Here is a 21,892-nt window from a genome sequence, read left to right on the forward strand (position 1 = left end):
TTGTTTAAAATAATGTGCCAGAAAAAATATAAAAGCCGAAGCATACAGCATGAAACGTAATGATTACGCCAATAGCATGCGTCCATTTATTTTTTGGCCAACGCTTATGCTTTTTATTCCAGCGTTCAAATTTATCAAAGCTGATAATCAATAGGGCATGATAGAGTCCATAGACCACAAAGTGCCATTCCAGACCATGCCAAATACCCATTAAAAAGAATAGTAAAAAGAAGCCTATATACGAAATAGCAAATTTATTTTTTAGCCATTTTTTCTTTGTCATCCAAAGGACAAAGCGCATATAGACATAATCCCTAAACCAGAAGGAAAGGCTCATATGCCAACGATTCCAAAAATCTTTAATATTGCGGCTGGCGAAAGGGCGATTAAAGTTAATCGGTGTTTGGATACCCATTATCCGGCTCACACCAACAGCAAATGCACTGTAGCCAGCGAAATCAAAGAATAAGTAAAAGCTATACATATACATATACGCTAGCTGTCCCTGAAAGGGTGTCAAATAGTTATACGTATGGTTAGGCAAATAAATAAGCGTGTAGTTGTAAATTAAATAAGCCAAAATAAACTTATATAAAAAGCCGACAAAAATATAGTTAATGCCACTCAATAGCAGCTTTTGGTAATCCTCCGAGGAAGGTACGGTATGAAAATCCTTTGTAAAACGACGCCAACGATCAATAGGTCCCGATGATACGGTAGGAAAGAATAATAAGAAATAGACTAGCTCTACTACCGAAATTTTCTCTTTCATCAAGCCATCACGAGTTTCTAAAATCATTTGCACCGCTTTAAACGTAATGTAGGATACACCAAGGAAGCCAAATAAATGATGTAACCCGAGAATCGGCAAAACCTTCACAAGAATCAGGGGTAATATGGATAAAAGCACTGCTATTATAAAAATGGTTCCGCTATTTTGCTGAAGTCGGTAACGCTGATAAGCCACAATAAGTACTACCTGAAAGACAGTAAATAATACGAGCGAGATGGTCCCATTCAATGAATGTCCGAAGATTAATGCTAAGACAATGACCGATATAAAAAGATTATAACGTTTCGAAGATTTGCCTCGTAACCCTAGGAGGATGGTAGGTAGTAATAAAAGTCCGATGATCACAAAAAATGCTATATTTCCATAAGGCGTCATACTGTCTCCATAACCGCCAATCCTTTACGATCTACCTTACCATTTGGATTTAGTGGTAAAGCGTCCATATATTTAAACGTTTTCGGTATCATATAGGCAGGTAAGTACGCCGATAAAAGTGCCTTCAATTGCTTTGTCGTTTTGAAGGCTGCTCCTGTTAATGGCTCACGTAAAACAATATGGGCACTAAGAGAAATGATTTCCTTCTCTTTATAAACAGGTACAACAACACAACTTGAAACAGGTGGCAGGTTATTGATTTGTTTTTCAATCTCTTCAATCTCTAAACGATAGCCATGTAATTTCACTTGGAAATCCTTACGACCTGAAAAGAACAAATAACCATCCTGCTCATAGCCTATATCACCAGTTTGATAGATGCGATCGCCATCCACGATCGGGAAAGCCTTCGCTGTTAATTCAGGCGCTCCCAAATACCCTGCGCTAACGGTTGGCCCTGAAATAATAATTTCTCCATCTTCTGCTACAGAAACGTTTGGCTCCGTTATAGGGGCAATTGGTAATTGTTCGAAGTGTGCTGCTAGCTCTTTTGTTACTTTTACATAGGATACAGCGACGGTTGTTTCTGTAGGACCATATAAATTATAAATTGTTGCCTGTGGAAAACGAAGCATTAACTCGTTACATACCGCTATCGGTAAAACCTCTCCGCAAAATAAAAAAGTATCCAATGCAGGCATGAGTTTTTGATCCCATTCTTTGTTCATCAAACACATCTTGGCAAAGGAAGGTGTAGAAGTCCATACACGAGTATTTGACATCGCTAATGAATCAAACAATGCTTTTGGATTAGCAATTTCTTGCTGTGTAATCGCATAAAGCGTGTGTCCACCAACAAGAGCTGGGTAGAGATCCATAACAGATAAATCAAAGGAATAAGGTGCTTGATTTAAAAATACGCCGTCTTGCTGTAAAGGGAAGTGTTCCTGCATCCACCTAACAAAGTGTGTTAGATTACTAGCTGTTATTTGTACCCCTTTTGGTTGACCGGTTGAACCAGAAGTGTAAATAATATAATGGATATCCTCATCTCGAACCCATGTTGCGGATGATAGGATCACGTCCTTTGAGGAGGCATCCAGAATATCATGCACTGCCATAACTGGCAGGTTCAACGGCATCTGTAATAGCTCTGTTGTCAATACTAAACCTGCTCCAGAAGCTTCTGTAATGAGCTGTAATCTTTCTGATGGTGTTGACGAATCAACAGGCACATATGGATGGCCAGCTTTTACAGCTCCGATAAACGCAACAATTTGTAGGGGGGACATATGTCCATAAATGACAATAGGCTGTTGTCTCCGCAACTTAAGCTTCATTAAATAATCGGCAAGACGATCCGATAAATGCCAAAGCTCACTATAAGTTAAGGAGGCATTGTGAGTCTGATAAGCAGTTTTTTGTGGCTGCTGGAGGGCCACACGTTCAATAGCTGCCAAAATACTTAACATATTTTAATCTCCTTTATTTAAAATTCCGTATATATAAATGGTCCAGCGTTCATATCATGGAAGCCATGTATAAGAAACAACAGTACCAAAACAATCAAATAAAACAACGTGAAGCCAATAAAGCGTAGATACTCATTATTTTTGATGGATTGCATTTGTCCACCTCCAATGAAAAAAAGTATAGGATTAAACTTTCAAAAAATAGTAATTTACTAGTTAAAAATCCTTACCTTATGTTTTTAACACTGATTTGACGGAATGTGGAGAAAAATGTTGCTGAATTAAGATGAATTCAGTAAATCATAAGATTAATTTAAGGTAAATTTAAGGTTTTGGGGGGATACGTAGAGTTTACAAATTATTGGCTGGTTTACTTATGTAAAAAAAGCACGAACATAAGGGAATAATCTCAACTTATGTTCGCGCTATTATTTTTATTTCACTTCATTAATAACTTTTTTAGATATATAAAATTCAGAGCCATTGTAGACATTGATTGTATCAAATGTATGAGTCTTTGCCGTGTTTGTTGAAGTTTGTTCATAGATCATCGTGTTTTTATTGACTGGAATTTTCACTGTAACATCTGCTTTTTGTGCAATAAATGTTGGGTTTTCTTTATTCGATAAGTCAATTTTTGTTGTAAATCCTTTTTCCGTAAATGCCTTCGTTGCAGGCACATATAATTCATTTGTTAATGTGTTTAAGTCAAAGCCCATAAAGCGTGCCATTGTATGGGCTAAATCAGTGTTTTCTACTAATCCTGTCAATTTAGAAGGACCAAATGAATATAAGAATACATCTTCACCCGTATGGCCACCTGTTGTATAACCAATGTTTGCACGATTGGCTAGCATTTTTACCATTTCATTGCCTAAGTCTTTAGCAGACTGTAATGTTTTAAGCTCGTCCTCCGTTAATGAATCTAAGCCATAAAGAGCAGCGACCTCAACTAAATTCGAGCGATCTTCTTTTAGTTGGCTTAAAGCTCCTTCAATGGTCATTGTAGCTTTTTTTAACGGGTCGATGTACGCAGAGACTGGAATGCTGGAATAGGTACTAGTTGTATTAGCGTTCCCCATCGTAATGCCACTATTTCCATGATCAGTTACTGCGATGACTAAAGTATTACCATCTTCCTTCGCAAAATCAACCGCTTCTTTCACTGCATCATCGAATGATAAAATATCGCTAATGATACCAATAGTATCGTTGGCATGTGCAGCCCAGTCAACCTTACTACCTTCTACAAAGAGGAAGAAGCCATCCTCATCCTTTTTCAGCGTATTGATTGCTTTATTTGTCATTTCAGCAAGTGTAGGCTCAGATGCTCTTGTTTTAGCACGATCTAAATCATAAGCAAGTGCACTTGGCGCAAAGCTTCCCCAAATTTTTGAGGATTGACTGTTAAATAGCTCATCGCGCGTTTTAACGAGATCATAGTTTTTTTCATTCAAAACTTTGATTAAATCCTCGCCATCTTGACGAGCGTTTTTCGATGTGCCTGGTGATAGTGATTCCAGTCCACCACCTAAGACAACATCAATATTTTGATAAACCTGCTGCTCTGCTATATCCCCATATTGACTTCTATTGTTGACATGTGCAGAAAAACCAGCTGGTGTAGCATGTTGAATTTCGGAAGTAGAAATTAATCCAGTAGCCTTACCTTGCAGTTTAGCTCCTTCTAGCACATTGGCTACAGGTCGGAAGGCATCTTCCTTAGCGATTTGCGTTAATCCAGGGGAGTTGATCACAGAGGGCAGCACACCTATATATTTATCGTTCGATTTATGCCCAGTTGCTAATGCTGTCGCAGCAGGCGCGGAATCGGTAATGGCAGATTCAGCAGAATATGTGCGCATAGCACCCGATAAAATTTCATCCATTGCTAGGCTTTCACCTTTATACCAGCGAGAAAGGGTGACAGCATTATTACTGCTACCATCCATCACAAGCATAATGACATTTGTCGGTTTCTTTACTTCGGCTGCATGTACCTCTTGCTGTGGGATACTAACTGCGGATAAAGTCACTGCACTTGCTAAGAACAATGAAGTCCATTTTTTTGCGTATTTCATGATTTTCCTCCTTTAGGTGAATTCAATTGTAAGTGTAAAGGAATGGTGTAAAGCTAGCGTTAAAGGTTTGTTAATGGAATATGGTAATTATGTAAATATTGGGGAAGGAAAGAATCTGTGTAAAAGTCACACAGATTCTTTTGGGGCATTACAAATTTTCCTGATGTTGTGCGCCATCAATTGTTTCATAATATAAAATGTCTTCTTCAATGTACAAGTTGAGGACTTCATCTTCAAATAAGACTTCTTCGGAGCCGTCCTGGACATTAATTTTTGTTAAATAACCGGCATTGTCATAGTCACTGCAATAAATGAAATCATCATAAGTAGCTAAATAATAGCATGCCGTTTCTGTAATTTGATTGTTTTCATTTGTGTCTAAATTATAGGAATAGACCATATTATCATTGATACTATTATAATAAATCACATCATCCACAGTATTGGCATACCACATATCATGCATAAAATCATAATTGTTATTTGTAGCAGTAAAATAATTTTCATTTACCCATAAATGATCTTGGCTTAGTTTTTCATCACTGACTAAAAAGTATTCATAGGAAATCGCATAAGGCTCCGCTGAATCCACATCATTCCACGTTGTATCAAGATGATACCAATTGCCATCGATACTGACTAAATTCCAAGCATGCAGCTGATCCTCACTATAGCCATATACGTATTTAGCTTCTACATCCGATGCTAATAGTAGGCGATAAGCTAGTAGAGCATAGGCTTGACATACCGCAGTTTCCTCGTCTATCAGCTCAAAAACCGTTTGTCCCTCAGTAGAGCCTTGTTCTGTATAAGTGGCTAACTGTACGACCGTATCATTAATGATTTTAGCACGTTCAAAATCTGTCATATCTGTCGTAATATACTGGTCAGCAAAAGCCTCTACATATTGATCGACCTTTTGCTCCTTTTTGGCATCTGTTAAGTAATCAATCGACAACTCTACCAAATAGCCATCCTCGGTTTCCCAAGCCGTCCATTCATAAGTAAGAAAATAACCAGCTGTATAGGGATCAACGAAAGAAAGCAGGCTATTTAAGTCATTCAGCTGCACCTCAAAATCTTCGAAGTGTAGCTTCCCGGTATAAGGGACTTCAAAGTGCTGTTCAAACTTTGCTACTTGTTTTTCGACTTTTTTAGTGAATTGTAGTAAGGCAGGATCATCCTTAAATAATGAGGTTGAAAAAAGATCATTAGGTGAAAAAGAGGCAGATAACGCTTTACTTTCTGGCTTCTTCATATCATTCTCTGTTTCTTCTGCTAAGGTCGTAGTTGTTACATCCTCTTCCTCAAGAAGTAGGTCAATGGCCTTTGAGCATGCAGTAAGAAACGGAATCATGCAGCATAGCACAAGCAGCGCTGCTATTTTTTTATTCATTTTCCCACCCTCCAAAAAAATTCATTTTTGCCATTATAGTTTAATTTATAGGGAGTGACATCCACAAATAGTAGCATAAGTCGACAAGGATGGAAGCATGAGGCGGAAAATTTCCAGCAAAACATAAAGCGAAGTTTGTCATCGTAACCTTTTTTTGTTATAATGTAGTCTGTTGTGATGTTTCAAAGTTCGGGAGGTGCAGTAAATGCATACAGTAGTATTAGTTTCATTAGTTATCGTATCATTAGCGTTAATCGTTGTGGTATTACTTCAATCTAGTAAAAGTGCAGGCTTATCAGGTGCCATCTCGGGTGGAGCTGAGCAACTATTTGGAAAGCAAAAAGCACGTGGTATGGATTTAATCCTTCACCGTGCAACAATTGTGTTAGCTATAGTGTTCTTTTTATTAGCAATCGCTATTACAAAAATCTAATAGTTGAAGATATATCGCCTAACCGAATTGGTTGGGCGTTTTCTTTTATCATTGTTAAATGGTAAATTCTCTCTCTGGAGTAATAAATGAATGGTAATGCAATAACCAATGTCATCCGCTGGGCATCATTGAGATGACGAGAATGGGTATAGTATGTATAAGTGTTTTAGAATGAAGGAGTGCTTACAGTGAACAAATCATTATCACAGCCATTTTTCTTTCAGGCAGGACCACGTGCTGTTTTATTATTACACGGCTTCACAGGAAGCTCTGCAGACGTACGAATGCTTGGTAGATTTTTAGAGAAAAAAGGGTATACTACATTAGCACCTCACTATAAAGGTCACGGTGTGGAACCAGAAGAACTAATCACAACAGGTCCAGCAGACTGGTGGCAGGATGTTATTGCCGCCTACAAACAGTTACAGGATGCTGGCTATCAGGAAATAGCCGTTGCTGGCCTTTCATTAGGCGGTGTTATGGCATTAAACGTTGCATTAAATAATCCTGTTAAAGGAATTGTGACAATGTGTGCCCCTATGACAATGCGTACAACCGACGTTATGTTTGAGGGTGTCTTGAAATATGCAAGGGACTATAAAAAGTTCCAAGGGAAACAGGAAGAGCAAATTGAAGCTGAAGTTGCAAGCATTGCTGACAAAGGCATGCCATCTCTACAGCAGCTACGAGAATTTATAGCTCGCACTCGTCAAGAAATTGACATGATTTACGCGCCTATTTTCGTCGTACAAGCTACAAATGATGAAGTAATAGAGACAGAATCTGCCAACATTATATATAATCAAACTGAGTCACTTGAAAAGCACATCAAGTGGTATGAAAACTCAAAACATGTTATTACATTAGATCAAGAAAAAGATCAATTACATGAGGACATTTATCGCTTTTTAGAAAGCCTAAATTGGGCACAATAATTATAAATAGGATTTTCTCATGAAGGAGGGAATATGTATGAAAGATCAAAAAGATACACTACAAAGTCGTTTACTCGATTTTTTCAGCAAAGATGATTATAAACCACTAACCGTCGGTGAAATCGAGGATGAATTCGGCTTTGAGGATGCGGAGGAGTTCAAGGAGCTTGTGAAAACACTTGTCCGCATGGAAGGGCAAGGCTTAGTTGTACGCTCTCGCTCCAATCGCTATGGCCTACCAGAGCGTATGAATTTGCTAAGAGGTAAATTTATCGGACATGCGAAGGGCTTTGGCTTCGTGACACCTGATGTCGAGGGCATGGATGATGTGTTCATTCCGCCGCATGAAATTAACGGTGCCATTAACGGAGACATCGTTCTGATTCGTGTTTTAAAGGAATCATTTGGTGATCGACGTGAGGGTACGGTTACAAAGGTCGTTGAGCGCGGTCAAACAAGCTTTGTCGGCACATTTCAGGCTAACCGTGGCTTCGGCTTTGTTGTCCTAGACGATAAAAAGCTACCAATGGATATCTTTATTGCCAAAGGAGATACATTAGGAGCTGTCGATGGACATAAGGTTGTTGTTGAGGTAGCAACATGGCCAGAGGATTTAAAATCCGCTACAGGCTATATTACAAAAATTTTAGGGCATAAAAATGATCCAGGTGTGGACATTTTATCCATTTTATATAAGCATGACATTCCACCTGAATTCCCAGATGAAGTCATTGCTGCTGCACAGCGTGTACCAGATGAAATTACCGAGGCCGATTTAGTAGGTCGTCGTGATTTACGTCATGAAACGATTGTGACAATTGATGGGGCAGATGCAAAGGATTTAGATGATGCAGTAACCGTAACGAAAAATGTAGATGGTACGTATAAGCTTGGCGTACATATTGCAGACGTAAGTTATTATGTAACGCAAGGCTCAGTCATTGACATTGAAGCTTACGATCGTGCGACAAGTGTTTATTTAACAGACCGTGTCATTCCAATGATTCCACATCGTTTATCAAACGGCATTTGTTCATTAAATCCACAGGTTGACCGTTTAACACTATCCTGTGAAATGATTATTGATGCGAATGGTAATGTGGTTGCACACGAAATTTTCCAAAGTGTCATTAAAACGACTGAGCGTATGACGTATAAGGACGTTTACAAGATTTTAGAGGAGCAGGATGAGGCATTAATTAAACGCTATGAGCCACTTGTTCCAATGTTTAAAAACATGGCTGAGCTATCTGGTATTTTACGCCGTAAACGCGAAATGCGAGGAGCTATTGACTTTGACTTCAAAGAATCCAAGGTGATCGTAAACGAAGAAGGATGGCCCGTTGATATTGAATTACGTGAACGAACAGTAGCGGAGAAATTAATTGAAGATTTCATGCTAGCTGCCAATGAAACAGTGGCAGAGCACTTCCACTGGATGAATGTACCGTTTCTATACCGTATTCACGAAGATCCAAAGCCTGAAAAGCTTCAACGCTTCTTTGAATTTGTCACGAATTTCGGGATTTTAATTAAAGGTACTGGTAATACCGTTCATCCTAAGGCATTACAGGATGTTTTGAAGGCAATTGAAGGTATGCCAGAGGAGCCTGTTATCTCAACGATGCTCCTACGTTCAATGCAGCAGGCGAAGTACTACCCAGAAAGTCTTGGACACTTTGGCTTATCAACGGATTTCTATACACACTTCACATCACCAATTCGTCGTTATCCTGACTTAGTTGTACACCGTTTAATTCGTACGTATTTAATTAACAAGGATACATCGAGAGAAACCATTGCACAGTGGAGTATGGCAATGGATGAAATTGCTGACCACACATCTGAGCGTGAACGTCGTGCTGTTGATGCAGAACGTGATACAGACGCACTGAAAAAAGCACAATATATGTCCGACAAAATTGGCGAAGAATTCGAAGGAATTGTTTCATCCATTACAAACTTCGGTATTTTCGTGGAGCTACCAAACACCATCGAAGGACTTGTCCATATTAGTAATATGACTGATGATTACTACCGCTTCGATGATCGTCAAATGATTATGATCGGGGAACGAACAAATCGCCAATTCCGTATTGGGGATGAAGTGACAGTTCGTGTGGCAAATGTCATTATTGAGGAGTCATCCATTGACTTTGAAATCGTTGGAATGGTAACTTCATATGGACGAACACGCAAAGCAGCACCAACTGTTATTCATGCACGTAAAAATTACAGCGATAACAAAGGTGGACGCAGTCGCCGAAGCACACGCAATGATGAGGAAAAAGGCGGACGTGGTGGCAATCGTAGAGGCGGCCGTCAAGAGGATGATCGTGGAACTCGTAGCTCATCAAAGCAAGGTGAACGACGCGAAAGTGACCGTGATCCACGTGGACGCCGCAAAGATGACTCAAGCCCAGGTCCAAAAAAACGCGTGAAGCAAAAGCAAAAGTTCTATGAGGGCATTGCCAAAAAAGGCAAAAAGAAAAAAACAAAACGTAAATAAGCCTAAGCGAAAGTATCCATTGAAAGGGTGCTTTCGCTTAAGCTCAACCTTTTAAGTAGAGGGTGAAAGATATGGCAAAAGGTTCTGGTAAAGTATTAGCACAAAACAAAAAAGCAGGCCACGACTACTTCATCGAAGAAACAATCGAAGCAGGCATGGTCCTAACAGGTACAGAAATCAAATCCATCCGTGCAGGCAAAGTTCAACTGAAAGACTCCTTTGTCCGCGTCCGCAATGGCGAAGCATGGATCAACAATATGCACGTTAGCGCCTTTGAACAAGGCAACCGCTTCAATCACGATCCACTACGCACCCGCAAGCTGCTGCTCCACAAAAAGCAAATCGGCGAGCTAGTCGGTGCCGTAAAACGTGACGGCTACACAATCGTTCCACTGAAAATGTACATCAAGGATGGCTACGCCAAGCTCCTAATCGGCATTGGTAAAGGGAAAAAAGATTACGACAAGCGTAGCGACATGCGCAAAAAAGAAGCCAAACGCGAGATGGAACGTGCCTTCAAAGCAAAAAATCAATATTAATAGATTTAGAGAAAGCTCACTGCGGATAGCGGTGAGTTTTTTCGTTGTTGGGTGGGGCGAGCGAGTTTGGCGGATAGAATGGCGAAAGTGACGGATAGAGGTTGAAAAGTGGTGGATAGCAGACTTAATCTGGCGGATAGTATTTATAGCGAAGCCAATTTTTTCTATTAAAGCGGTACACTTGAACTCTCTCTCATTTTGTTTTATAATATGTATTACTGATTGCCAGATTTCATGGAAGCGTACTTTTAAGCTCCCACCGTACTAGAAGCAATTCTAGCTCTTTGTTTGAACGAGGCCAAGCCGCTTCGCTTCATATTCAAGGGGACGTTACGGATTCGACAGGGATGGTTCAAGCTTTGGTCGCGCGTCGGAGGGCTCGGCTCCGTCATCAACGACAGTTATATAATAACTGGCAAACAACAAAACTTAGCTTTCGCAGCGTAAGCTCGTAAGCGCTCTGCCTCTCTATCGCCCATGTAGAGAACGTGGGGCCCAACTTTAGTGGGATACGGTCGATGGTGCCACCTGAGTCATCGGCAAGAGATTTCCAGGTTAGCGTACAGGACGCCTGTTTGTCGGCATAATGTTACGTGAATCGTAAATAGGCAAACTACACGCGTAGAAGCTGAAGTATTGGAGTTTCTGGACGCGGGTTCGACTCCCGCCGTCTCCATACTGTGAAATGTACTGAATTTCACTGAGTGTCATAAACGTTGATATAACAACGTTTGTGGCGCTTTTTTTATGTTTTTGAGTTGTACTGAGTGGTATTGAATCCTTATTAAAAACCTTATTACCCTTTGTTAATCCTTTGTTAGTCCTTTGGCAATTGGATCATTTTCATTTAAGAAATTAGTGAATTTATCAATCGTTTCAGATTTTGCTTTTTTAGTTACGTGTGCATAGACATCTAAAGTAGTTTTGACATCACGATGCCCTAGACGAAATTGAACTTCTTTAATAGATGCACCAGCTTCAAATAGTAAGGAGCAGTGTGTATGCCGTAATCCATGAGCGGTAATGTGTTCAAGACTATGCTTTTCTAAAAAAGGGGTTAGCCATTGAACGGTTTTATTTGGATCTTGAATACCATTATAAACATTTGAGAAAACAAGCTGCTTTTTAGTATTTGTATTAATTCCATTTGCTTTGAAAAGTTTGGCTTGTTCTTCTTTCCACGCAGCTAAATACTGTAATGTCTTCCCATCAATTTTAATCGTTCGCGGATCCCCATTTTTAGTAGGACCTAAATATAACCCATTCTTACCTCTCTTAACCGCTTTATTAATTCGAATTTCATTTTCTTCAAAATTAATATCGTTCCAGCGAAGTGCAAATGCTTCTCCTTTGCGCATTCCCGAAAAAGCTAGTAGATAGAATACAGCGATTCGCTTTATATTTTTATCAATCTCTAAACAAGTAAGAAACTCAAGAAGCTGCTCACGCGTATAAAAGTTTTCAAATTCCTCATCGTCATCATCTAAATTAATTTTCTTTTTAATAACAGGCAATTCAACAAGTTCAAAAGGATTTTTTTCGAGGATTCCATGCTTCATAGCGTATTTCATTACTAATGCAGCATAATTTTTTACCATGCGAAAACGCTCTAGCTTTTTAGCCCATTGGTTAACGTGTTTTTGACAAATCGCTGTATCAATATTAGCGATTCGGTAATCTCCAAATGCGGGTAAAATATGATTTTGAAAAATTCGAGTAGTTTTTAGAAAAGTGCTGTCTTCTACTGTGTTTTCATAGTTTTCAATCCATAAATCGTACACCTCGCGATAAGTGTCTTTGGCGACTTTCCCGAATGTGCCATTTTTGATTTCTTGTTGTAACGTCAAATACGCTTCTTTCGCTTCTTTTTTCGATTTAAACCCGCTACGGGTTGTGGTTTTTTCTTTACCTGTTAGTGGATTGGTTCCAATATAAATATGAAATTTATAGCGCACCTCACCATTTTGCAGTTTATATGTTTTAAGATTCACTATATTTCCTCCTTTAGCTTACGGAGACTAAAGGATGTAGTAGATACTACACGTTTATTGTATGTAATAAATTCTTTTTCAGCAAATAAGAAAACGCTTAAAACATTAAAGTTTTAAGCGTCGGTCCTTTAGAAAGAAAGGGTAACAACCAGTTTCAATTTGGTAACCTAATAAATAGCGAATGTAACATAATTGCGCTAATTCAGCATACTGTATTCTTGCTGTAGTATTTTTAGTTAAAATAACGGCATATCATTTATTTTATCTTTTAGATTTAAATGCATTATATAAATGAATGATGCTCCTAACTCATTGAATTCACTAACCAGCTTGTCTAACAAATACATAAAAAGTTAGAAGTGGACTGTATTTAGTGTTAATTAACCAAGTATCATTTATATGCAGAGCGTCTATATTTTTCTCATAGCACAAACGCTCTCTGGTGAGAGGATTGACATTCTAAATGATTGAAAATTAATCGATATTCTTATATTGTTCCATTATTCTAATCCTCTTAATAAATGCCTTTAGAATTTAAATATTCAGTATATCTCTCTAATGTATACTCCATAATCGGATAAGTTATATGACGATAATATTTGCTAGTTGTATCTTGTTTGCCTGTATGACCTAATCGCTGTTTTTCCCCGTCAGTTCGAATACCTTCAGAATGAGGGTTTGCTTCTAATAAATGTGTAGCATGAGTGTGACGCAAACCATGCACTCCGAAATGACGGATGTTCAAAATTTCTAGATAATTACTGAAAAAATTGTTTGCATAGTTATCTTTCACAATCTTGTTTTTAGTATTACTAAAAATAAGTTGATCTTCGGCTTGCTTAGGTGTTAGACCTAGCATTTGAAGGCGTAACAGTTGTTCTTTTTTCCATTTTTTTAATACTTTTAAAGTCATATCATCTAAGAGAATTTCTCGATCTAGGTCTGTTTTCGTTGAGCTTATATTATTGCCGTGATTATGTTTTGAATAGGAGTAAGCCCCATAGATTTTTAGTAATTTTTTTTCGAAGTCTAAATCAGACCAGGTTAAAATACGCATCTCTCCTTTACGAATACCTGTCAATGCTAATAATCGTAAAAGCGTGTATGATTCCCAATTATCATTTGAAGCATAATCTAATAATCGTTTTAATTCGTCTGTTTCTAAATAATTATTAATTTTAATATGTTTGCCTTCCTTTGGATATTTTTTCATTTTATCGAAAGGGTTTACATGAATATAATCATATCTTGTTGCAGTATCAAGTACGTCTTTTGCGTAATTAATAATATGGTGAAAATATTTCAAGCTCTTTTTTAAATTTAATCCAAATTCTTCGCAGTGGCGTACAGTAATTTTTGCCACTTTTTTATCCCCGAAATAGGGAAGGATATGATTTTTAAAATACCCTTCTGTTTTTGAATACGTACTCATTTTAACGCCAGATTCTTTATAATCTTTATCCCAATCTAAATATACTTCTTGAAAAGTTTTACGATTATTTTCTGGCTTTTTTCCTTGTTTAAATTCGTATTTTAGTTTATCAATTGCTAATTCAGCTTCTTTTACAGAATTAAAGCTACTGCGTGTTACAGGTTTTTCGATTCCAGTCAAGGGATCTATACCTAGATAAACTGTAAATTTATATTTGATTTCACCGTTCTTTAGTGTGTATTTTTTGATTTGTCGATGTTTCTTTGATATTTGTTCCATAGTTTTGTCCTCCTAAAATAGTTATGGTTGGGGATTAAATTTAGAAAATAATCCCCATTTATATGATAAAAATATTATTAAAAACTATTTTTTTTCATAAATTCATCTAATGCAGATTTTGATACGCGACGAATGCGGCCGATTTCTACAATTTCTAGCCCCATCTGACGAAATGTCATAAGTGTCTTATATGAGACATTTAGATAAGCTGCAGCAGTTTTTAAATCCATCCATTCTATAATTGTTTCCGTATGCTTAGAATATTGCATTTGAAATTCCCTCCTTTCGAGCTTTGAAATACTATACTTGCTAAGTAACCATATTCTAAGAGGTGAATAGTAAAAAAATATAAATAAGTCTATTGAACTATATTTAGCATTAAGTAATGTTGTTTGATGTTACTTAAATTACTGGAAATTTAGATTAATAAGAAATTATAAGAAGTGGGGTTAAAAAGAAAAAAATCGTCTGGTATAGTATTTCAAATATTTTTGAAAGAGGTTATATCGGATGAATCAACTTAATAATATTAAAGAAGTTAATAACGAAGTAAAAGTAGTTGAAGCAGGACCTGAAGCGTTAAAATTATATAATGAAATATTAGGATCTCTTTCAGATAGCGCTCAAGATGTATACATTAATTCAGTGCAAGATAAAAGTATAATGACTGAAGATGAGCCATTTATCAGTCCAATTTCATATGATGATAATTGTATTAATTATACGGATTTCGTTAAATTTTATACTGTGAGAATTAGTAACTTCACTTTGAAGCCAGTGTATAAAGTCCGCTCTGATAATAACGAAATTTATTATTGCATGGAGTTGAAAAATAAAAAAGAGAGTATTCGCACTCTAATGAATGCTGAAATTTTAACAAGTAATAAAGCCTTCCGACAATTTGTTAGAAGTAAGGGTGATTTTGCTTGGTTAGGGAATCAATACAGATTAGATTATTTAAATGAATATCTAATTGAAATGTTTGATTGTAATGAAGTTGTAGAAATAAACTATATTGGGTATCAGCGATTCGAAGATGGTAATACCCTGCAGAATGGTGATTTGTGGGTATTTCCGGAATTTGCTTTTTGTAATGGTGAAGTGGTTTTTCCAAATGAAGATGGAATTTTCATTACAGAGAAAAAAAGCTTTATGTTAAATAAATTTTTAATTGATAATTTAGAAATTAAAGTACATTATGTTGATGAAGAATTTGAACCTGATTTAGTGAAGATTTTATTGAGGGACCTTTATAAACTTTATGGTAATCAATTGTTTTTGGGAATTGGTTATATGATAGCGACAATGCAAATTAGTTGTATTGAAAAGATAACAAATCAATTCCCATTTTATAGTCCAAATGGAATTACCCATTCAGGTAAAACTGAATATTTAAATTTGATATCAAAATTCGCAGGGGTTGAAGTAGAATTTGTTTCGCCTCCGGAAAGAATTGACGTTCTAAGAAAGCAAGTTTCGTTTTATTCCCACTTACCATATGGTTACGATGAAGCTCAGGATGATGGAAATACGAGTTTTTATAAGCGGCATGAGGCTGCTTTGAAAGCTTACTTTAATCGACGAAATCAATTTCGTGGAGATAAAGATATTTTGAAAGTATATAATTATCCAATACGATGTAGTTTGATTTTTGCAGGAGAAATTGCGGTGAGTAATAGTGCATTATCCACTCGTTCAATCCTAGTAGATTCCGCATCTTTTACTCATGATCAAGTGGCATTCAAAAATGTTCAGTCAAACAAAGAATTGATACTTGGTATGGGGCAATATATGATGAGAGAATCTGGGGAATGGCGAGATACCTATATTGAAGCATACCATGAATATGTGAATCTAATTGACCAATACCTTAATGAAAAAGTGCTTTCGCGTGTGAGGACTAATTATGCAGTTTTACTTGCAGGAGCAAAAGTATTTCTACTAAATATTGAGCAACATTTTAAAATCAATTTAAATGTAGAACAAGTATTGGACGAACTAATAAATTTTAGTACGAAAGAAATGATCAAGGCGTATGTTGTAGCTGATGAAAATAAAAACGTTGTGAACTATTTAACAAGTATTGCTTATTTAGCAGATAAGGGTTCGTTAGTTGAAGGAGTACATTATAAAATCGATATCGATAAAAATAAGAGGCCAAAGGTATTAAATTTGGCAATCGGTGACGCTTGGTCTGCTATAGAAGATTCGAGGTTAGGAACAATTTACACAACAAAAAATCAAGTTACAAATGATGTAAAAACATTATCATACTTCATTAAAACAAATATGAATGCTCAAAAGAAAATAGGTGACAAAAATTTGCGTGTTTGGCGTTTTGATTTACAACATCCAGATATTCCGGAATTCTTTCAACACTTTAGTGTTTCTATTAATTAAACTACCGAAATTATGTAATTTTGTTGAAGGCAGCTATCTAAGCTGCCTTTTTAATTTGAATTACAAGTTAAACGAACATAAAAAGTAGCAAAGTAACATGATTTGAGAGGTACTATGAAAAATTAAGTATATTTACTTTGATTCGGAATTAATAAATCTTTTGAGGTATACTTTGTTACTTTTGTTACTTTGTTACTTTGTTACTTTGTTACTTTTATTTATAAAGGTTCATAAACGAGGTTTTGGAAAGTTTTTTATGGTAGCAAGTAGAATATGCATTATGTTGTTATGTTACTAACTATTAATACTTTCAAAATACAATTCCGGTTATAGGAGTTATTTCCTAAACATAATAATGAGGTGCTATAATAATAGAAACGACCTAAAAAGAAGGGGTGTGCTAGTAGGATGGAGAAATATGCACTTTTACGTAAAGATCTAATTCATGAGCTAGAAACATATTTAGTTGGCCCGCGCGATACAGATGAAATATTAGGGACAGAAATCCGACCAATGCAGCTTTATTTAACAGGAAAATTAGTTCCATTTGGATCAACATCAGATGTAGTAAATGAACGTGATAATGCAATAGATACGCATGTACAAGCAAGTGAAGAAGAAATAAATGAACAGTTGACGGTAAAAAAACTATTCCGTCCCTCAACAATGGGTTTTAGTTTTAAACTTCAAGAACTAACAACTATCAAAATAGAAGCATCTTGGGCTATTTATGAAGATAATGAACATAAGCGTATACCACAGTCAGAAACATGGCAGATTGATCTGACACAAAATAAAATGGAGACGCTAGAAAATTTAAATGATTCAAAGTACGGAAAAGTGCGTTTTACTGTTACGCACCGAAATGACTTGTTCCATGTAAATGTGTTTCTAATGAATAGTTTAAAGCGAGAAAATCAATATCCTGAACAAGATGAAGTTATGTTTCAAAGTGCATTGAAAGTACATATACCAACCAAAAATTTGGCTAAATTTACGTCAAAGGCCGATCAATATAATGTTCAGAACGAGCTTCTATACCGTGAAAAAGAAGAGTTAGCAATTGGGCATGGTGTTGGTGTAGATTGGGAAACAGTCGGAAATATCACAACAATTTATTCAACTTGGATGCCTCGATATGAATTGCCAAATGTTGATCATTATAAATTAGAAAACCAGTCTTTTAAAATGAAGGAATTAAGTGAATATCCTGTTGATATTTTGAAAGAAAATTTAAGTAGTATTCCTGCTGCATACAAATTGTGGTTGAACCAAGAGCTTCAAATAGTTAATGAACTTCCAGCATATTTAAAGGCTGAAGCACAGCAAAATGTACAAAAAGTTAAAGATATTATTCAACGTTTAGAAGAAGGAATTTCATTAGTAACAGAAAGTAATAATTCCTTATGTTATTTAGCGTTTCAATTTGCAAACCGCGCGATGCTATTGCAGCGAGCGCAATCAGGAGTAGCTCAAACGTATCGTTCAACAGGAGAAAGAGTAAAACCTGTATTAGATGGTGAATGGCGTTTATTCCAACTAATCTTTTTACTGATGAATATTGCAGGTGCATCGGACGAGCAACACAGGGATAGAGAAATTGTTGATTTAATTTGGTTCCCAACAGGTGGTGGGAAAACAGAGGCATATTTAGGGGTTGCAGCTTATGTGATGGCGTATCGAAGACTATTAGCCCCAAATCAAGTGGATAAATATGCTGGGGTTACAGTTTTTATGCGTTATACGTTACGTTTATTAACGACGCAACAATTCCAACGAGCAGCAGCTTTAATTTGTGCTGCAGAAATGCTGCGTAAACCAAACGCGAACTTATTTGGAGCGGAGCCATTTAGTATCGGACTTTGGATTGGACAAGATTCTTCACCGAATAGATTTGAAGATGCAATGGAAAAACTCGAACAACTTCGTGAAGGAAAAGAAGTGAAATCAGGGAATCCAATTCAGTTGATGCATTGTCCATGGTGTGGATCTGAGTTAGGGCATGAGCAATATCAAATCGATAAAAAATCACAAAAAATATATTGTTCAAATAATGCTTGTACATTTAAGCATGGTATTCCTGTTTATACGATAGATGAAGCAATCTATAAAAAATTGCCAACATTATTAATTGGAACAGTAGATAAGATTGCACAATTACCTTGGAAACAAAACATGCATGAACTGTTTGGAAATAAAAATGTTTATCATCGGGAATTAGGTTTTGAATATAGTGAATCTACTCCTAGAGGCTATAGTCGAATTGACCGTTTGAAACCACCAGAATTAATTATCCAAGATGAACTTCATTTAATTTCAGGTCCTCTTGGTTCTTTAACAGGGTTATATGAGGTAGCCATTGATTTATTAACACGACATAACGGAAAACCAGCTAAAGTAATTGCTTCTACTGCAACAATTAGCGGTGCGGATGAGCAAATTCGAGCGCTATATGGTCGAAAAATGCAGCAATTCCCATTAGCAGTGCAAAAAGCAAATGATAATTTTGTTTCAAAAGAAATCCCGACTACTGAAAAACCTGGCCGTTATTACGTAGGAATTTGTGCGCCAGGTGTTAGTAATAAAATTCAGGCCATTCAAACTTATAGTGCCTATACTACCATTACAAGAAGTGAGAAGAAGTTTAAAGTAGACCCGTATCATACAATGCTAGGGTATTTTAATACGGTTAAAGAATTGGCGGGTATGGTTACTACATTTAAAGATGAAATAAATTCACGATTAAATATGTTGGATCCTACAAATAAATTTGAACATGATTTAGTTGTAGAAGAATTAACAAGTCGAAAAAAAGCACAGGAAATTCCTCAATTACTCACACAAATGGAGAAAACACTAAATGAAGCTGGTGTCCTTGATGCAGTGCTAGCAACGAATATGATTTCAGTAGGAGTCGATGTAGATCGTCTAGGGACAATGATTGTACAAGGACAACCTAAAACGACTTCTGAATATATCCAAGCGACAAGCCGGGTTGGGCGTAAATATCCAGGTGTTGTATTTGTTTTATTAAATTCAATGCGTTCTCGAGATTTATCGCATTTTGAACGCTTTAGAGCTTATCACCATGCATTGTATCGCCATGTAGAAACGATGAGTGTTACGCCATTTGCAAAAGGGGCTTTATATAAAGGATTAACTGGCACATATATTGGATATATACGTCAAACGATTATGGAGATCAATGCAGAACAAAGTCCGAAAAAAATAACACAACTACAAAATAAAATAGATACAGCTACAGTTGAATTTTTAGAAAGAGTTCAACAAGCTAATGATGCTTCAATCGAATCGGAAGTAAAGGAGTTGTTAGATTGGTGGCGTGATTTGGCGTTTAAATACGCAGAAAATACACTTGCATATAAGGAATCACAATATGTAAAAACTTATTTATTAAAAAATTTTAATGAAGAAGTAAAAGTAAAAGAAGCACGTCCAGCTATGATGTCACTGAGAAATGTAGAAGCAGCTATCGAAATCGAGGTGTTGAAATCATGAGTCAGCAAAATGAAACAATCAGACCTTCTCAATTAATCTATCAATCAGGTCCAGGAGCAATCGTCGAACTTTTAAATCAAAGTGTCATCGTTAAATCGGCAGATCAATGGCATACGAGAAGAGCGCCACAAGAAAAAGATGTGCGTATTACATCATTACTAGGGGTAGATCATGTTCGAGTTTTAAATGAAAATCCGGATAAGCAAAGAATAAAAGCAGTAGAATTTCCAAAATGGAAAATCTGTCCGAAGTGCCATAATATGACAAATTATGATAATGATACGTGTTATTATTGTGCGCGTAAAAATGAACATGATTTACAAGATCTTTATGCAAGTCGTTTTATATTAGCGTGTGAAAATGGCCATATATCGGATTTTCCATATAATGAATGGGTTCATCGAAATAAAGTTTGTACAGAGCAATCTAAAGATCCACGATTAATGTTAAAAACACGTGGGTCAAGTGGTTCTTTGTCAGACTTACATGTTATATGTCTACACTGTAAGCATAGTGAGAGTCTAGGTGGAATTATGAAGACAGAAGAAAGAGATCTTCATAGCTTATTTGATTGCAAGGGAGATAGACCATGGATTAGTGATAAAGCTAAGCAAAAATGTAACTGTAAAATGAAAACAACATTGCGCGGGGCTTCAAATGTTTATTCCCCATCAATTTCGAGCTTTTTACAAGTTCCATTGACCGCTTCCAGTTCAGAATTTGATGTACTCTATCTTGTAGAAAAAGATAAAGAGAAATTTAATAAAGCGTATATAGGAATGGGTGAAGAGGGTCTTGAGATGGCATGTGGTTTTAAAAGTATTCCCACTTCGTTTGTACCTACTATTAAACGTTATTTAGATGGTGAAATAACACTTGAAGAAAGTTCGACTTATGAATCGATTAAGAAGCAAGAGTGGAATACATTAACGCAAGATGAAATAAACGAAGAACGTTTTTCATCAAAAAAAGTTGATATTGCCCCAATATTAGTACCATATTTTGATGGAGTATTTCGTATAGATACTGTACCAGAAGTCCAAGTGTTAAAGGAATTTACTCGTTTAGATTATATTGATCGATTTACAGATGAGGAAGTAAAAACACAACCTGTCGTTATTACAAATGAAGCAAAGTGGTTACCTGCTGTACGGAATTACGGAGAAGGGATTTTCTTTCAATTTAATTTAGAAAAACTCTTGAAATGGGAAGAGAATGAACAAGTAACGAGCGCTATTATAAAAGCCTACAATTCGCAGCGTGAAGAATTTAATAAAACACAATTAGATATTTTACCGCGCCAAATATTACTTCATACATTTAGCCATGCATTATTACAAGAGTTTGCTGCTCACTGTGGCTATACAACAACTTCACTGAAAGAACGAATTTATGCTAGTGATGATATGTATGGCGTATTTATTTATACTGCTTCAGGAGATTCAGAAGGAAGCTTAGGTGGACTAATAAACTTGGCACAAAGTGAAAAGTTGTTGCCGATTATTATCCGCGCTTTAGAAAATATGAGCTATTGTTCATCGGATCCAATTTGCTCAGATGGTGATTTTGAATACCATACAACCGCAAACGGCGCAGCTTGTCACGCATGTACATTTGTATCTGAAACATCGTGTGAATGGGGCAATTTACTTTTAGACCGTCGTACATTAGTCAACATTAATCCGAATGAAAACGATGGTTATTTTGATCAATTATTAGAAATGTAACGTAAGGGGTG

15 protein-coding genes and 1 other RNA gene are annotated in these 21,892 nt (G+C 36.5%); 8 read left to right on the forward strand and 8 right to left on the reverse strand.

Annotated elements, in window-relative coordinates:
• Positions 1 to 4 precede the first annotated feature (4 nt).
• The 5 genes from dltB to C7B89_RS01420 all read right to left on the reverse strand — a co-directional run bounded on the left by dltB (position 5) and on the right by C7B89_RS01420 (position 6,117).
• On the reverse strand, positions 5 to 1,168 hold the full coding sequence (gene dltB / locus C7B89_RS01400) for a D-alanyl-lipoteichoic acid biosynthesis protein DltB (RefSeq protein WP_115673019.1): 1,164 nt from the start codon (positions 1,166 to 1,168) through the stop codon (positions 5 to 7).
• On the reverse strand, positions 1,165 to 2,640 hold the full coding sequence (dltA, locus tag C7B89_RS01405; RefSeq protein ID WP_115673020.1) for a D-alanine--poly(phosphoribitol) ligase subunit DltA: 1,476 nt from the start codon (positions 2,638 to 2,640) through the stop codon (positions 1,165 to 1,167). Before dltA ends, dltB begins: the two co-directional genes overlap by 4 nt.
• A gap of 17 nt (positions 2,641 to 2,657) precedes the next feature.
• Entirely contained in the window at positions 2,658 to 2,795 is a 138-nt protein-coding gene (locus C7B89_RS01410) for a teichoic acid D-Ala incorporation-associated protein DltX (RefSeq protein ID WP_004228095.1), read from the reverse strand.
• A 279-nt stretch (positions 2,796 to 3,074) separates the two neighbouring features.
• Positions 3,075 to 4,721 carry an alkaline phosphatase gene (locus C7B89_RS01415; RefSeq protein WP_054549542.1) on the reverse strand — a complete coding sequence of 549 codons (1,647 nt, stop codon included), beginning with the start codon at positions 4,719 to 4,721 and terminating at the stop codon, positions 3,075 to 3,077.
• Between the two features lie 148 nt (positions 4,722 to 4,869).
• Positions 4,870 to 6,117 carry a transglutaminase domain-containing protein gene (locus C7B89_RS01420; RefSeq protein WP_048390896.1) on the reverse strand — a complete coding sequence of 416 codons (1,248 nt, stop codon included), beginning with the start codon at positions 6,115 to 6,117 and terminating at the stop codon, positions 4,870 to 4,872.
• A 205-nt stretch (positions 6,118 to 6,322) separates the two neighbouring features.
• Here C7B89_RS01420 and secG point away from each other — a divergent pair, with 205 nt between their 5' ends.
• The 5 genes from secG (at position 6,323) to ssrA (ending at position 11,212) form a co-directional block, all read left to right on the forward strand.
• Positions 6,323 to 6,550 carry a preprotein translocase subunit SecG gene (gene secG, locus C7B89_RS01425; protein WP_004228101.1) on the forward strand — a complete coding sequence of 76 codons (228 nt, stop codon included), beginning with the start codon at positions 6,323 to 6,325 and terminating at the stop codon, positions 6,548 to 6,550.
• Positions 6,551 to 6,738: 188 nt separating this feature from the next.
• Entirely contained in the window at positions 6,739 to 7,485 is a 747-nt protein-coding gene (locus tag C7B89_RS01430) for an alpha/beta hydrolase (protein WP_004228103.1), read from the forward strand.
• A gap of 37 nt (positions 7,486 to 7,522) precedes the next feature.
• The gene (rnr, locus tag C7B89_RS01435) at positions 7,523 to 9,994 is read left to right on the forward strand and encodes a ribonuclease R (RefSeq protein WP_115673021.1); all 2,472 of its coding nucleotides are present in this window, start codon (positions 7,523 to 7,525) and stop codon (positions 9,992 to 9,994) included.
• A gap of 71 nt (positions 9,995 to 10,065) precedes the next feature.
• Entirely contained in the window at positions 10,066 to 10,533 is a 468-nt protein-coding gene (smpB, locus tag C7B89_RS01440) for an SsrA-binding protein SmpB (protein ID WP_048390901.1), read from the forward strand.
• 323 nt (positions 10,534 to 10,856) lie between these two features.
• Positions 10,857 to 11,212: a transfer-messenger RNA gene (ssrA, locus tag C7B89_RS01445) on the forward strand.
• A gap of 127 nt (positions 11,213 to 11,339) precedes the next feature.
• Here ssrA and C7B89_RS01450 read toward each other — a convergent pair.
• The 3 genes from C7B89_RS01450 to C7B89_RS01460 form a co-directional block, all read right to left on the reverse strand.
• On the reverse strand, positions 11,340 to 12,524 hold the full coding sequence (locus C7B89_RS01450) for a site-specific integrase (protein ID WP_244205538.1): 1,185 nt from the start codon (positions 12,522 to 12,524) through the stop codon (positions 11,340 to 11,342).
• Positions 12,525 to 13,038: 514 nt separating this feature from the next.
• Positions 13,039 to 14,235 (reverse strand): tyrosine-type recombinase/integrase, encoded by a 1,197-nt coding sequence (locus tag C7B89_RS01455; protein ID WP_115673023.1) that lies wholly within the window; start codon positions 14,233 to 14,235, stop codon positions 13,039 to 13,041.
• Between the two features lie 77 nt (positions 14,236 to 14,312).
• The gene (locus tag C7B89_RS01460; RefSeq protein WP_115673024.1) at positions 14,313 to 14,504 is read right to left on the reverse strand and encodes a helix-turn-helix domain-containing protein; all 192 of its coding nucleotides are present in this window, start codon (positions 14,502 to 14,504) and stop codon (positions 14,313 to 14,315) included.
• Positions 14,505 to 14,745: 241 nt separating this feature from the next.
• Between C7B89_RS01460 and C7B89_RS01465 the strand changes: the two genes are divergently transcribed.
• The 3 genes from C7B89_RS01465 (at position 14,746) to drmB (ending at position 21,881) form a co-directional block, all read left to right on the forward strand.
• Positions 14,746 to 16,635, forward strand: coding sequence for a hypothetical protein (locus tag C7B89_RS01465; RefSeq protein ID WP_115673025.1), 1,890 nt, complete (start codon positions 14,746 to 14,748; stop codon positions 16,633 to 16,635).
• Positions 16,636 to 17,043: 408 nt separating this feature from the next.
• A complete protein-coding gene (gene drmA, locus C7B89_RS01470) occupies positions 17,044 to 20,154 on the forward strand; it encodes a DISARM system helicase DrmA (protein WP_115673026.1) in 3,111 nt (1,036 codons plus the stop codon).
• Entirely contained in the window at positions 20,151 to 21,881 is a 1,731-nt protein-coding gene (drmB, locus tag C7B89_RS01475; RefSeq protein WP_115673027.1) for a DUF1998 domain-containing protein, read from the forward strand. The genes drmA and drmB overlap by 4 nt, the downstream gene beginning before the upstream one ends.
• Positions 21,882 to 21,892 lie beyond the last annotated feature (11 nt).

It is taken from the genome of Lysinibacillus capsici (assembly GCF_003367505.1).
Lineage (GTDB): Bacteria > Bacillota > Bacilli > Bacillales_A > Planococcaceae > Lysinibacillus > Lysinibacillus capsici.

Coding starts and splice junctions, on each gene's coding strand:
- dltB (WP_115673019.1), bottom strand. CDS start 1,168: ATGACGCCTTATGGAAATATAGCATTTTTTGTGATCATCGGACTTTTA.
- dltA (WP_115673020.1), bottom strand. CDS start 2,640: ATGTTAAGTATTTTGGCAGCTATTGAACGTGTGGCCCTCCAGCAGCCA.
- C7B89_RS01410 (WP_004228095.1), bottom strand. CDS start 2,795: ATGCAATCCATCAAAAATAATGAGTATCTACGCTTTATTGGCTTCACG.
- C7B89_RS01415 (WP_054549542.1), bottom strand. CDS start 4,721: ATGAAATACGCAAAAAAATGGACTTCATTGTTCTTAGCAAGTGCAGTG.
- C7B89_RS01420 (WP_048390896.1), bottom strand. CDS start 6,117: ATGAATAAAAAAATAGCAGCGCTGCTTGTGCTATGCTGCATGATTCCG.
- secG (WP_004228101.1), top strand. CDS start 6,323: ATGCATACAGTAGTATTAGTTTCATTAGTTATCGTATCATTAGCGTTA.
- rnr (WP_115673021.1), top strand. CDS start 7,523: ATGAAAGATCAAAAAGATACACTACAAAGTCGTTTACTCGATTTTTTC.
- smpB (WP_048390901.1), top strand. CDS start 10,066: ATGGCAAAAGGTTCTGGTAAAGTATTAGCACAAAACAAAAAAGCAGGC.
- C7B89_RS01455 (WP_115673023.1), bottom strand. CDS start 14,235: ATGGAACAAATATCAAAGAAACATCGACAAATCAAAAAATACACACTA.
- C7B89_RS01460 (WP_115673024.1), bottom strand. CDS start 14,504: ATGCAATATTCTAAGCATACGGAAACAATTATAGAATGGATGGATTTA.
- C7B89_RS01465 (WP_115673025.1), top strand. CDS start 14,746: ATGAATCAACTTAATAATATTAAAGAAGTTAATAACGAAGTAAAAGTA.
- drmA (WP_115673026.1), top strand. CDS start 17,044: ATGGAGAAATATGCACTTTTACGTAAAGATCTAATTCATGAGCTAGAA.
- drmB (WP_115673027.1), top strand. CDS start 20,151: ATGAGTCAGCAAAATGAAACAATCAGACCTTCTCAATTAATCTATCAA.